Source organism: Vibrio sp. SCP2 (assembly GCF_059295395.1).
In genome coordinates, this window is the sequence record NZ_JCAFVV010000003.1 from 118621 (window position 1) to 131160 (window position 12540).

Consider the following 12540-nt stretch of genomic DNA (forward strand, 5'->3'; position numbering starts at 1 on the left):
CTTTTATCCTAGTGACTAGAGGCTGATTTGCGAATCCTATCCCTTCTACTACTTGTTTACTCTTCAGTGAGTTTTGCTCAAACAGTAGAAGAACTTACCCAAAGCGCACAAAATAACAATGTCCATGCTCAGTTAAAGCTCGCTGACAGATACTCGCAAGGGCAAGGTGTTCAACAGTCTAGCTCCGAAGCTTTCTATTGGTACCAACAAGCAGCAAACAATGGGAGTGATTCCGCCGCAGCAAATCTAGGACGAGCGTACTATAAAGGCCTTGGTACAAAAGTAGATATTGAGAATGCGATTTTTTGGCTAAGCAAAGCCGCCCTATCTGGTGACAAGCAAGCCCCATTGCTACTTGGCCAATTGTACGAACAAGCTAAAGAACAACCAAACAACCTTGATCTAGCCGAACTTTGGTATGAACAAGCGGCTAAAGAAAACCCAGATGCTGAGAAAGATTATGCTCGGGTACTTGAGCAGCAATTTAACAACCGTAGAGCTAAGCAAGTTGCCGCTATCGATCAGTTAGAAGTGGCTTTTGACCACCAAGATATAGAGCTAAGTCCGAAAGCCAAATCCGTAGCCCATCAAGGTCAAGCACAGAGCACAACTATCTATGCATTGATTGGATTACTCGCGTTGAGTATTGCGGTCATTATGTGGCTTTTACGCACAAACCGCTCACTTCGAGCGCTTACCGTCAACTCCGATTCAGATGCTCAAAGACAGCAGGTCAAGCTCGACAGGGAAATAAGACGTAAAGATGAGACGTTAAAGCAGCAAAAACGTCAGATGGAGGCGATGTATCGCCATATTAAAAAACTTCAAGCTCAGCCTAAGCCGACAGCGAAACCTCAATCAGCCGCACAAGATAAACCTATCGCGCTCGCTTGCGCACTTTTTGGCTTTAATCCAGCCAAGATCCCAGATGAAAAACAGATCAAACTTCGCTACAAGCAATTGTCTAAAGTTTACCATCCAGATTTAAAAGGCAGCGAAGAAGAGATGAAGCGTCTAAATCAAGCACTTAAAGTTATACTCAAACACGTTAACAAATAGTTACAAAACCCAAGTAATTAGATTTCCAATTTTAGACAAGGCTTAAATTACAAGGCGACGCAATCGATCCCCCTCCCATTCCACGTAACAAATAGTTAACCATATACCGTTATTCATGTCATAATCCGCCCCGAAAATAACACCTAGTAAATAGGGTGGGGAGAAATCTATGTTTACGATCGAAGGTGTATGCGATTGGTGCAAAAAACCAAGCATGCTAACCAAACATGAATACGTTGACGGTAAAAGCAATCATTCATGTAAAGAGTGCAATGACTTAGCGACATTGGATGTACGTCAGTTCAACATTGCAGAATTACAACAGCGTGAGCGTCAAATTAGCTCGCTACGTTAATTCGTACTCTTTCTCCAAGGACGACACTGAGGCCACCTTTATAGGTGGCTTTTTGCTTTATTGGCATAAGCATCAGTTTTATTAACACTTCGTTTACAACCATCATTGATTAAGGTAGGTTCAAATTAAGGATTAAGAATTGTGGCCGCTTAATGAACCCTAACATCGCAATAGAAATAGAGCGTAGAAAGCATCTAGAAATGATGGATGCCTTCCCTATGATCGCAATTCTACAAGGGGCTTTAGCTGCATTGGTTTTATGTGTCACCGTACTAAATTACGGGCTATCAAATCAAACTGTTATCTGGGCAGGCTTATTTGTATGCGTCATTAGCGCGCGCTATATCGTTGATCGTTCTTTAAGACCTCGTATCGACAGTCACAGCATGCACAAGACGCACTGGCTTACTCTACTGACCACTCGTTCTTTAATCGGTTTCGTTTGGTCATTAGGGTCTATTTGGTACATTCAACTTGCTCCAGAACATAACTTACTTTCTACCACGATCTGGTGTACTGCCCTCGCCTTCGCTGGCACGATCTTTCACATCAATTCGATTTCAGCGCTGCAAATATACTTTTGGTCACTGATCCTGCCTCTTGTTGTTTACTTTTCAATTGGCTTAGAGCGCCTGTTTGAAGCGTTTATCTTAGTGTTATGTGGCGTCATTTACGTCAGCTTGTATACCCGTATCTTGCACAATAAGGCGATAAAGAGAATTGCCGAAGAGATAGAGAAAGAACAACTAATCCGACAGCTTTCTGAAGCAAACCACTCTATTAAAGCACTCGCTGAACAGGATGCGTTGACTGAGCTAAAAAACCGCACCTACTTCAATCAAAAGATAGAAACCGTCTGGCAACGTAGCAAAGAGAAGCACCAAGATCTGTGTGTCATCTTATTTGATATTGACCACTTCAAACCTTTCAACGATAACTATGGCCACGTTTCTGGAGATAAAGCCTTACGCAAAGTCGCTAAACGACTTAAGACAATCGATTTAGAAGCGGAATACAGTTTCTTTGCCAGAGTCGGCGGTGAAGAGTTCGTAGCGGTATTACCCAATACGAGGCTAGATAAAGCGAAATCCATTGCAGAGCTGATTCGGTTCGATATTGAAAATGCGGCGATTGCTCACCAATACTCCTCCTGTGCAGATGTCATCACTATCAGTGCTGGAGTTGCTATGAACACTTCAGAACAAGTCTCTTCGATTATTGAAATGATGGAGCAGGCAGATAAGGCCCTCTATCTCGCGAAAGAGGGCGGCAGGAATCGAGTAGCTATATCTGTAGAGCCTAAAGAACAACCGCATCTGGTTGAGCTTCAGGTGCAGCCCTCTTAAACGCTTCCAACTCATTTAGTGACGTTGTCACTCTGACAATATTTGTATAGGGCGTTAAATCAACATCGAAACGCTTGGCGTTGTATACCTGCGGGACAAGGCAAGCATCAACTAAAGTCACTTCATCGCCCACGCTATATTTTCCGCTACACAATTTCAGTCGTTTTTCCAGCGCGGAAAAGCCCTGCTCTATCCAATGCCGATACCAGCGAGTTTTGGATTCCTCTTCAACAGACAACTCACCTGACAAATATTGCAGCACTCTCAGATTATTGAGAGGGTGAATATCGACGGCGATATCCTGCGCTAGAGACTTCACGATGTAGCGGCGCTCATTATCTAGCGGGGTAAGCGCAACCTCTGGGTAAGTTTCATCAAGATAGTCGATGATCGCTAACGATTGATTAAGAGTGACGTCACCATCGACTAATACTGGCACTAACTGATTCGGGTTGAGTTTTTGATAATCGGCGGAGTGTTGTTCTCCGCCGTTTTTTACCAAATGAATAGAGCGCTGCTGATAACTTAACTGTTTCAGATTAAGCGCGATTCTCACACGGTATGCCGCTGAAGAACGCCAATAACCATAGAGAATGCGATCATTCATATTTCACCACTTGCTGGTCAATCGCGCCAAAGATCGAGTGACCATCCGCGTCTTTCATTTCCATCTTGATCCGGTCACCAAACTTCATAAAACTCGTTGATGGTGAGCCATCACGAATCGTTTCTATCATTCGTACTTCAGCAATGCAGGAGTACCCGACCCCACCTTCAGCAATCGCGGTGCCAAAGTCCGTACCTTGTTTGTTTGACACTGTGCCCGAACCGATGATCGCTCCCGCTGATAGAGGGCGGCTTTTGGCTGCATGTGCAATCAGCTCGGGAAACTCGAACGTCATATCGACACCGGCATTTGGACACCCAAAGGGTTCATTGTTGTAAAAGCTTAGAAGTGGCAGATTCACTTTACCCCCATCCCAGTCATTCCCTAGTTCATCTGGTGTTACCGCTACTGGAGAGAAGACGGAAGATGGTTTGGATTGAAAGAAGCCAAACCCTTTCGCGAGTTCGTTAGGGATTAATCCGCGCAGTGAAACGTCATTGACCAACATAATCAGCCTGATAGATTTCGCAGCTTCTTCTGCCGTGACTCCCATTGCAACATCGCCTGTTACGACAGCGACTTCACCTTCAAAATCGATCCCCCACTCTTCACTCACGACTGGGATATCATCACAAGGTCCGATAAATGCGTCAGAGCCACCCTGATACATCAAGGGATCGGTCCAAAAACTTGGCGGCATTTCCGCACCACGCGCTTTGCGTACCAGTTCGACATGGTTGACATACGCTGAGCCATCCGCCCATTGATAAGCACGCGGCAAAGGAGATTCACTCAAAGCAGGCTCAAATGGCATTTCGCTGGTTAGCTCACCATTATTCAGCGCGACATAGACCTCATTCAGCTGAGGTTCAACATGATTCCAATTGTCTAACGCTTCTTGCATCGTTTGCGCAACTTCAGGCACTGCGACACATTTTGTCAGTGCTTTGTTTACCACAACCAATAAGCCATCTCGACTATCATTCTTTAGGGTTGCTAACTTCATATTCAGTCCCTTTCTATTTTTCTTTCCAACTGTAGACGTACTCTTTGTTTTCCACCTGTTCGGCTTCGTTACTGAAGTTCAGTGCGTGTCTGGTATCAATCATAACCGCAACTTCATCAGTAAACTTCTTCTTGTACTCTTGACCCGCTTTAAAGGCTTTCGGGTGAGGCCCGTGAGTAAAGCCTGCAGGATGGAAGGTCACCATTCCCGCTTCAATATTGTCGCGACTAAAGAAATCTCCGGCGTGGTAAAACAGCACTTCGTCATAATCATCATTGTTGTGATAAAACGGCACTTTCAGTGCACCAGGGTCACTTTCAATAGGTCTTGGTACAAAGGTACATATCACGAACCCTTGACCAACAAAGGTGGTATGCGCCGACGGTGGTAAGTGGTAACGGTGTGACATTAATGGTCGGATATCACGCCAGTTCACTCGCACAACTGACAAATCGCCATGCCAACCGATCGCATCAAGTGGATTGAACGGATACGTTACGACACTAACTTGATCGTGACGCTTGATGTGAACCTGCGTAGCATCCTCGGAATACTGGGCTTTAAACTGGTCATCAATTTTTGGTACATCCAACACCGCTGGGTCAAACACAGCGTGATTTCCTACCATACCTTTCTCAGGTAGCGTGTAAGCCGCATCCGTGTTTTCAATCATCAAGACAAACATGGGTTCACGAGGCTCTAATCGCCAACTTGTCGAACGCGGAATCATCACATAATCGCCTTCAACCACTTCTAAGTGTCCGTAGTCACAGTAAAGATCTGCTGTACCTTGATGAATGAACAACAGCTCATCTCCATCAGCATTTCTAACTAGGTGCTTCATGGCACTCTCTAACTTCCATACGCGCACTTTACAGTTGGCGTTATGAAGAAGATGCGGCACAGACCAAGGCGAAAGCTGGTGCGATTCCTCTACGTGATTGAAGTTAAACGCACGTGGTTTTAAATCGCCCTCCCACTCACTCCAACCGGTAGGAGCATGTTGATGGTGAAAGTGGGCAGCAGGCCCAAAGAACCCACTACGGCCTGCTTCACGTTCGTAAATTGCCTCTTCGGGAAAATCAGCGTGCGCCTGCTTGGAGCACACTCCCTCCCGATGAGGGAATGTTATCCATTTATGCATCGTCTAGTACCCCACGACGGATTTGGTCTTCTTCAATCGACTCAAATAGTGCTTTAAAGTTACCCTCGCCGAACCCTTCATTGCCTTTACGTTGAATGATTTCGAAGAACACGGGACCAATTACTGTTTGGGTAAAGATCTGCAGTAGGATGCCATCTTTCATTGGTGCGCCATCGATCAAGATACGTAAATCGCGTAACTTCGATACATCTTCTTTGTGCCCATCCACGCGGCTATCGACTTTTTCGTAGTAAGTATCAGGGGTTGGCATAAAGTCCATACCACGATCACGCAGAGTTTGGACTGTCTGGTAAATATCATCTGTGGTTAAGGCAATATGCTGAATACCTTCGCCGTTGTACTCACGAATAAACTCTTCAATTTGCGACTTGTCATCAGAGGATTCGTTGATAGGAATTCGGATCTTGCCACAAGGCGCAGTCATCGCTCGGCTCACCAAGCCCGTCAATTTACCTTCAATGTCAAAGTAGCGAATCTCACGGAAATTACCAATACGCTCATAGAAGCCCGACCATACGTCCATATTACCTTGCTTAACATTATGCGTTAGGTGGTCTATCTCGTAGAGGCCGACATCCATTTTAGCAAGACGCTCCTTCGCGTCTTCATAAAAGCGGAAGTCTACTTCATAAATACTGCCATCTTGGTAACGATCAACGAAATACAGCAAGCTCTCACCAATACCGTATATCGCAGGGATGCTAAGCTCCATTGGGCCAATTTCAGTAATGTATTCTTTACCACCATTGTCTAGCGCCTGCTTCATTGCAACCGCTGAATCTTTCACGCGAAATGCCATGCCACACACAGAAGGGCCATGAATTTCAGCAAAAGCATGGGCCTGACTATGGGGCTGAGCATTAACGATAAAGTTCACGTCACCTTGTCGATACAGCCACGCTTCCTTTGAACGGTGTTTAGCCACTTCTGCAAACCCAAGCGAATTAAACAGGTCTTTAAGCGCTTGAATACCTTTCGCGTCTGCCGCTGTGTATTCAACAAACTCAAATCCATCTGTACCTAGTGGGTTGTACGCTTCGTTCATTTCTATATCCCTCGTTATTGATCTAACTACCGTGTAACTATCAATAACTTGGCTCAGCTAAGCGCAAATTTGAACCTTACACGCCCAATCAGAAGTTAACGAAATGTAATTGCAAACTGTAAACACGTTTAATTGAGACAACATTAACTCATTTAAATCAATGCGTTAACCCCAAAACCAAAGTAACAATTAGTTTACATTCCACCCATAATCATAACTTCCTGCTTATTAATAATTATAGTTCAGTCTTGAATTTGACTCTGAAGAACAAACAGGTCTAGCTGCCTCGTTACATTGAGCAAATCAATCCAATCACTCACATAAAATTACCGAGCAAATCGTTAACCATAAATTGACATTAGGAGTTGCTGATAGATTGATATAGCGCAGACAAATCTCCCCTTCGAGCCGTTATGGTTACTTCCTCTGTTCCTTAACGAGGTATAACAATGACTCAAATTAACCGTGAACGTCTGGTAGAACACTTTATCCAGCTAGTGAAAATTGACAGCGAATCTCGCAATGAAATACAAATTGCGCAGGCGCTAGCAGAACAGTTAGGCGAGCTAGGCTTTACTGTCCATAAACTGCCAGTGCCTGAAGAGGTTTCAAATGGCTTTAACGTCTATGCTCGACTAGAAGGTACGATTGACGATAGCGTTGTGCTTAGCTGCCATATGGATACCGTGACTCCAGGCATTGGTATTGAGCCAGTGATTGAAGACGGCATCATTCGTTCGAAAGGCAACACTATTTTAGGTGGTGATGACAAATCGGGTATTGCCGCGATTATGGAAGCAGTTCGCAGCATTAAAGCGCAAAACCTAGCGCACAAGACCATTGAACTTGCCTTCACGGTGCATGAGGAAGGCGGCCTATTCGGTTCTGAAAACTTCGACATGTCTTACATTCAAGCCGACAAAGCAATCGTATTAGATACCGGTGGTCCTATTGGTACTATCGTCAATGCCGCACCGGGCCAGCAAAAGATCGTTGCTAACTTTATTGGTCGCCCTGCCCATGCAGGCTTAGCACCGGAAGAAGGTATCAGCGCGATTCAAGTCGCCTCTGAAGCCATCACCAACATGAAGTTACTGCGTATTGATGAAGAGACAACGGCTAACATCGGTATTGTTCAAGGTGGTAACGCAACCAACATCGTTATGCCTGAGCTAAAAGTGGTTGCAGAAGCGCGCTCACTAAACGATGAAAAACTGACAGCACAAGTTGCTCATATGGTTGAAACCTTCCAAGCGGCAGCAGATAAGCATGGCGCACAAGTTGAGATTGAATCGACCCGTGCATACAACGCGTTTGTAATTGCAAATGATCATCCACATATTGAGTCGGTAAAAGCCTCTTTCGAAGCCATTGGTGCAAACCCTTACACTAAAGGGACCGGTGGTGGTAGTGATGCCAACAACTTTAATGCCAAAGGGTTAACCACGGTTAATATCTCTACTGGTATGGCAAAAGTTCATACTACAGAAGAGTTCATTGCTATTGATGATATGGTGAAAGTGACGGAGTTTGTTGAGCACTATCTAACACACTAAGTAACGTTGAAAACCACAAAAGCCGCAAATTGCGGCTTTTGTTTTATTGATTGTCACGCGCTACTCTTTGGTCAATTTCACCACCCTTTCCTCGCGCATTTCCTGAGTCATCATTGAGGCAAACTCATCATGGTTAAGGGGTTGTGAAAACAGATAGCCCTGATACTGATCGCAGCCTTCTTGCACAAGAACATCCAACTGCTCCTGAAATTCGACCCCTTCCGCAACAAGTTTGATCCCTAAACTGTGCCCCATTTGAATGATGGTACGGACAAGTACCCGATCAGAGTGATTGATAGCACACTCATCAATAAAACACTTATCAATCTTGATAATATCAATAGGCAGTTGTTTTAAATATTTGAGGCTTGAGTACTCAACACCAAAGTCATCTATCGCGATAGAGACACCAATCGCTCTTAGCTGACGGCATATATCGGTAATGTTCTCCGGATCGCTCATCAAGGTAGATTCCGTAATTTCTAGCTGTAATAGATGCGAAGGAAGTTGTGTCTCTTTGAGCGCCTTACACACCACTTCAAATAGGTCTGCATGCGCAAACTGCACGGTTGAAACATTGACCGCAATACAAACCGGTAGGTGCTGATCATAATACTGTTTCGCTTGGCGACACGCTTCATGGATGATCCAGTGACCTATAGGCACAATCTGGGTCGTCTTTTCAGCAATTGGAATAAACTCCGCCGGAGATATTGGCCCGAGTTGCGGGTGGTTCCAGCGCAGCAAGGCTTCCGCACCGACTATCTTAACTGATTCAACGTCTACCTTAGGTTGAAACATAAGAATAAACTGGTGGCTAGATAAGGCAGAACGTATCTCTGTTTCGATTTGATGCTGCCTTATGGTTTCCCCAAGCAACTCATCATCAAACCAACACACTGCCCCACCACCGACCGAGCGAGCTTTATATAGAGCGAAGTCAGCGTTTTTCTCCCACACTTCTGGGCTACCTACCGCATCTGCTGCATAGGCAACTCCAATACAATAGGAGAGTCGATGAGACGTATTATCTACATCAAACATCGCTCTTTGATGGCGATTTAACTCATCGACCAACTGCTCAAGTTTAGGTTGAAGATCCTTATTCTCGACAACAACAATAAATTCATCTCCGCCAAATCGATATACTTTGCCTACATCTCCCACAATACCGGTAATGTGCTTAGAGAACGCGATGAGTAACTCATCACCATAGCGATAACCTAAGCGGTCGTTAACATTTTTAAACCCTTCAAGACCAATGTGCACCATCCCAAAATGTTTCGCATTATGCTCAGTTATCTTATCGATATCCTCTTTATAGGCATTGGCATTGGGCAGTTTCGTCAAGTAGTCGGTCTGACTTTCTGTTTTAAAAGTCGCCGCTTGTTGTTGCGTTTTTACAAACAAGTAAGTCATTAATGTGGCAAACACAGTGACTGCGGTCATCTCAATTGAGGTATCAATAAACGTATGAAAATCTGAAATGGTTAACTGGTATAAGTAGCCATTAATCAGTGCAGCACATACCGCAATTGACCACAATGTTCCCGGAAACAGCACTATATAGCAAAGCGGTAAGAAGAATAGACACGCTTTAACAAGATCTAGAGGGAAAGGTTGAATCAATCCTCCAATCAAGAACAAACTAGTGGCTGAAAAAGCAAATACGTGTTTGAGAGATCGGTTGGTACAATACAATGCTAACAATAACAAAACGGGGAATAGGTAGAATGCATATTCCCAAGGGTGCGGTTGCAGCAAAAATGAGTGGGACATAACCCCTACTGCAACGATGTAGGCGATATAAGCGATAACTTGTACGGCTTCGTTTACCTTAAATAGCTGCTGCATTTGATGCCTTGCTTACTTGTTTCTTCTAATAAACAGTAGCGCATATTTGGCATCTTCGGCGGACTCAAATAGATTTACAATTGCGAAAATAGCAAAAACGCCTCAAAAATGAGGCGTTGTTTCATTCAAACAGAACGGGTTCTACAGGCCGAGCTCGTCAGATAGGGCTTTCATCTGCTTTAGATCCATTTGATGAACCCTAATCATCTGTTCTACTTGGCTCAAGCGAGATTGAGCCTCATCTTGTTTATCACACGAATCTGATTTAGCGTCCCAAGACGTCCCTTCTAAATAGATATCACATGCTTTCTTAAGCTCTGAGATCTTAGGTTGGAGTTCTTCCCTCTCTTTCTCTAGGGACTCTAGCTCCATTTTTACTCTTAGCTCTTGTTGAAACAATTCACGAGAACGCTCAAACATAGTCGCCTGCATGTCAGCTTGCCGATTAAGCTTGTTGTTTTGTGAGTTCGCAGTCTGCAGCTGATCTTTTTGCGTAGCGATCTGCTCCTCAAGCGACAGGTTAACTTTTTCCAGCTCGTTGACTTGCTGTTCTAGTTTACCGATCGCTTCTTGGTGCTCAGCTTGTTGTTCCTCTATCGCTTTTTGTAGCTTGAGTTCCACTTCATCGTCGACCTTAGCCACTTTCTCTTCAACCTGAACGACCATTTTCTGCTTATCTTCGGCCAAGGTTTGGTATTGCTGCTCCAAAGTCTGATAAGTCGATTCCCACTTTTTTGCAGTCAGTGATGAGCCAACCAAGCCCCCTAACGCCAAACCTAAAACACCCGCGATGATAATGTAGAGATGCGTTCGCTTGTCTCGTTCTTCAATAACGACGACGTCTTCGTTCTCTTGGTTATCAGTATGTTCGTTCACTTATATGCTCCTGAGGGTTAACGCATCAGCTCTGTAATCATGAGTGTAGTTGTATAAAGTAAAAAGCCAGAAACCAAAGTAACAACCACGTATTTCTGTAGCTTTTCGCTTGTCCGATAACGAATCAAAACAAACGCTAAAGCCACTAAAAATGCAATTGCAAGTAACCTTGTCATAACCTCTCCTTAGGCAGACTTTCTATTCATTACTTTATACCATTTTTACGCTCAAATAGTCAGAAACGCGTAATTTTACTGGCTAAGAATTTAAATTTAATTGATTCAAATGGTTACTTTGTTATCAAAGTGCAAATCTAAGAGTAAATTACGAGCATTTTAGCGCCGTACACAGCATTTTGTTTGGTGCTCTGGTCGAACTAAGGTATAAAGAGCTAACGAAAAATAGTGAGAAAAAACGATGAAACCATACAAGTTGGACAACAAAAAACGCCGCATCCAAAAGAAACTATTCTTGGGTGAATTTGCAATGCTTGGATTCGAACTAAGCTGCGAAACCACAATCACCGATTTCGATAAGTATGATGTGTTTGTCGATGAGTTCATCGATTACATTGATGGCTTAGGCCTTTGCTTTGGTGGCGGCGGCCTAGAGCTGTTTGAAGGCTTCTTATGCTGCAATGCTCGCTATGCCGATGTGACTGAAGAACAAAAAGCACAGGTTGTTGCATGGCTAGAAGCTCGTGAAGAGGTTAAATCAGTACAAACTAGCGAATTGGTAGACGCAAACTACTTCTAATTTCCGCCCCCTGTCTATGCAAAATTGCGCCATTTACGGCGCTATTTTTGTATCTCTATCTCACTTCCATCCCAAGATTATATTGAGCCAAACAGCGCGTTACATAACTTACTTTTAACAAAGCAGCAATGACAATCGTGCTTATATGTGCAGCAATCTGTTCACCTAAGGTAAATTTATCAGCGTATGGATAGGAGATAAGTACACTGACAACTAACGCGATAAAGGTTAATAGCAGTGCAACATTCGAAAAGTTCAAAAGTTTATTAAAAGTAGTATTGGTTGGTTGAGCAAACATATCGACCTCACTTTGATCATTTTATTGTTTTATGCCCTCTACATTGCACATACCTTGCCAAAAATTAATATTATTTAAAATCTTACACTTACAAAAACAATCAAACACCACAAGAGTCATTTTGACTTAATTAAAATCGTGTCTTAATGACACCATCAATACCATTAAACATCAACAAATCATCACTATAAAAACCTTTCATTTGATGTAAATCAGCTATTGAAATACAAAAAAATAATGATAGAGTTCACACATCGATAGCAACCAGTGCTATCGACTAGCAATTACTCGATAAGTCGAGCAATTGTTCCGATGAAGACTGCAGGAGAGTGGTTATTTACCAAATATTAACATTTGGCAAGAATAACCTACCGAAGAAGTAAATCTTTCAGGTGCCACTTAGGTGGCGGGGACTGTAGTTGGAGGAGCCTCTGGAGAGAACCGTTAAATCGGTCGCCGAAGGAGCAAGCCTATTCGTAGGTGAAACTCTCAGGCACAAAGGACAGAGGAGTGGAAAGAACAATTCAGCTATGTCGTTTTTCTGCCTGTAGCTAATCGGGATCAATGATCTCTGCACTTTCACTCTTCTCCTTAAATAAGCATTATCACTTAAGGGG

At 43.7% G+C, this 12540-nt stretch carries 13 protein-coding genes and 1 riboswitch; of the genes, 5 read left to right on the forward strand and 8 right to left on the reverse strand.

Annotation, left to right across the window (positions count from 1 at the left end):
- Positions 1-27: 27 nt before the first annotated feature.
- The 3 genes from AC5O63_RS11600 to AC5O63_RS11610 all read left to right on the forward strand — a co-directional run bounded on the left by AC5O63_RS11600 (position 28) and on the right by AC5O63_RS11610 (position 2760).
- Positions 28-1059, forward strand: coding sequence for a hypothetical protein (locus AC5O63_RS11600; protein WP_494505090.1), 1032 nt, complete (start codon positions 28-30; stop codon positions 1057-1059).
- 169 nt (positions 1060-1228) lie between these two features.
- Positions 1229-1414: a hypothetical protein gene (locus AC5O63_RS11605; protein ID WP_004742868.1), complete on the forward strand. Its 186-nt coding sequence runs from the start codon at positions 1229-1231 to the stop codon at positions 1412-1414.
- Positions 1415-1566: 152 nt separating this feature from the next.
- A complete protein-coding gene (locus AC5O63_RS11610) occupies positions 1567-2760 on the forward strand; it encodes a GGDEF domain-containing protein (RefSeq protein WP_494505091.1) in 1194 nt (397 codons plus the stop codon).
- On the opposite strand, the gene maiA is transcribed toward AC5O63_RS11610, so the two are convergent.
- The 4 genes from maiA to hppD are packed head-to-tail and all read right to left on the reverse strand — an operon-like array spanning position 2714 to position 6583.
- On the reverse strand, positions 2714-3367 hold the full coding sequence (gene maiA / locus AC5O63_RS11615; protein ID WP_494505092.1) for a maleylacetoacetate isomerase: 654 nt from the start codon (positions 3365-3367) through the stop codon (positions 2714-2716). The two genes, AC5O63_RS11610 and maiA, sit on opposite strands and share 47 nt — an antisense overlap.
- Positions 3360-4373 carry a fumarylacetoacetate hydrolase family protein gene (locus AC5O63_RS11620; protein ID WP_494505093.1) on the reverse strand — a complete coding sequence of 338 codons (1014 nt, stop codon included), beginning with the start codon at positions 4371-4373 and terminating at the stop codon, positions 3360-3362. Before AC5O63_RS11620 ends, maiA begins: the two co-directional genes overlap by 8 nt.
- Positions 4374-4386: 13 nt before the next feature.
- Positions 4387-5517: a homogentisate 1,2-dioxygenase gene (locus tag AC5O63_RS11625; RefSeq protein ID WP_494505094.1), complete on the reverse strand. Its 1131-nt coding sequence runs from the start codon at positions 5515-5517 to the stop codon at positions 4387-4389.
- A complete protein-coding gene (hppD, locus tag AC5O63_RS11630) occupies positions 5510-6583 on the reverse strand; it encodes a 4-hydroxyphenylpyruvate dioxygenase (protein WP_494505095.1) in 1074 nt (357 codons plus the stop codon). The genes AC5O63_RS11625 and hppD overlap by 8 nt, the downstream gene beginning before the upstream one ends.
- A gap of 449 nt (positions 6584-7032) precedes the next feature.
- Between hppD and AC5O63_RS11635 the strand changes: the two genes are divergently transcribed.
- Positions 7033-8139: a M20/M25/M40 family metallo-hydrolase gene (locus AC5O63_RS11635; protein WP_004749168.1), complete on the forward strand. Its 1107-nt coding sequence runs from the start codon at positions 7033-7035 to the stop codon at positions 8137-8139.
- A gap of 60 nt (positions 8140-8199) precedes the next feature.
- Here the strand turns inward: AC5O63_RS11635 and AC5O63_RS11640 are convergent, their stop codons facing one another.
- The 3 genes from AC5O63_RS11640 to AC5O63_RS11650 all read right to left on the reverse strand — a co-directional run bounded on the left by AC5O63_RS11640 (position 8200) and on the right by AC5O63_RS11650 (position 11045).
- A complete protein-coding gene (locus AC5O63_RS11640; protein ID WP_494505096.1) occupies positions 8200-9993 on the reverse strand; it encodes a putative bifunctional diguanylate cyclase/phosphodiesterase in 1794 nt (597 codons plus the stop codon).
- A 141-nt stretch (positions 9994-10134) separates the two neighbouring features.
- Positions 10135-10869 carry a chromosome partitioning protein ParA gene (locus AC5O63_RS11645; protein ID WP_494505097.1) on the reverse strand — a complete coding sequence of 245 codons (735 nt, stop codon included), beginning with the start codon at positions 10867-10869 and terminating at the stop codon, positions 10135-10137.
- A gap of 17 nt (positions 10870-10886) precedes the next feature.
- Positions 10887-11045 (reverse strand): hypothetical protein, encoded by a 159-nt coding sequence (locus AC5O63_RS11650; RefSeq protein WP_004743471.1) that lies wholly within the window; start codon positions 11043-11045, stop codon positions 10887-10889.
- Between the two features lie 241 nt (positions 11046-11286).
- On the opposite strand from AC5O63_RS11650, the gene AC5O63_RS11655 reads away from it, so the two are divergent.
- Positions 11287-11625, forward strand: a complete 339-nt coding sequence (locus tag AC5O63_RS11655) for a 50S ribosome-binding protein YggL (RefSeq protein WP_171324153.1) — start codon at positions 11287-11289, stop codon at positions 11623-11625.
- A 55-nt stretch (positions 11626-11680) separates the two neighbouring features.
- On the opposite strand, the gene AC5O63_RS11660 is transcribed toward AC5O63_RS11655, so the two are convergent.
- Entirely contained in the window at positions 11681-11923 is a 243-nt protein-coding gene (locus AC5O63_RS11660) for a hypothetical protein (RefSeq protein WP_494505098.1), read from the reverse strand.
- A gap of 421 nt (positions 11924-12344) precedes the next feature.
- Positions 12345-12439, forward strand: a riboswitch (glycine riboswitch).
- The last annotated feature ends 101 nt before the right edge of the window (positions 12440-12540 follow it).

What these genes read in the sequence shown, in the direction of transcription:
- AC5O63_RS11605 (WP_004742868.1), top strand. Translation starts at nt 1,229, where the DNA reads ATGTTTACGATCGAAGGTGTATGCGATTGGTGCAAAAAACCAAGCATG.
- AC5O63_RS11610 (WP_494505091.1), top strand. Translation starts at nt 1,567, where the DNA reads ATGAACCCTAACATCGCAATAGAAATAGAGCGTAGAAAGCATCTAGAA.
- maiA (WP_494505092.1), bottom strand. Translation starts at nt 3,367, where the DNA reads ATGAATGATCGCATTCTCTATGGTTATTGGCGTTCTTCAGCGGCATAC.
- AC5O63_RS11620 (WP_494505093.1), bottom strand. Translation starts at nt 4,373, where the DNA reads ATGAAGTTAGCAACCCTAAAGAATGATAGTCGAGATGGCTTATTGGTT.
- AC5O63_RS11625 (WP_494505094.1), bottom strand. Translation starts at nt 5,517, where the DNA reads ATGCATAAATGGATAACATTCCCTCATCGGGAGGGAGTGTGCTCCAAG.
- hppD (WP_494505095.1), bottom strand. Translation starts at nt 6,583, where the DNA reads ATGAACGAAGCGTACAACCCACTAGGTACAGATGGATTTGAGTTTGTT.
- AC5O63_RS11635 (WP_004749168.1), top strand. Translation starts at nt 7,033, where the DNA reads ATGACTCAAATTAACCGTGAACGTCTGGTAGAACACTTTATCCAGCTA.
- AC5O63_RS11640 (WP_494505096.1), bottom strand. Translation starts at nt 9,993, where the DNA reads ATGCAGCAGCTATTTAAGGTAAACGAAGCCGTACAAGTTATCGCTTAT.
- AC5O63_RS11650 (WP_004743471.1), bottom strand. Translation starts at nt 11,045, where the DNA reads ATGACAAGGTTACTTGCAATTGCATTTTTAGTGGCTTTAGCGTTTGTT.
- AC5O63_RS11655 (WP_171324153.1), top strand. Translation starts at nt 11,287, where the DNA reads ATGAAACCATACAAGTTGGACAACAAAAAACGCCGCATCCAAAAGAAA.
- AC5O63_RS11660 (WP_494505098.1), bottom strand. Translation starts at nt 11,923, where the DNA reads ATGTTTGCTCAACCAACCAATACTACTTTTAATAAACTTTTGAACTTT.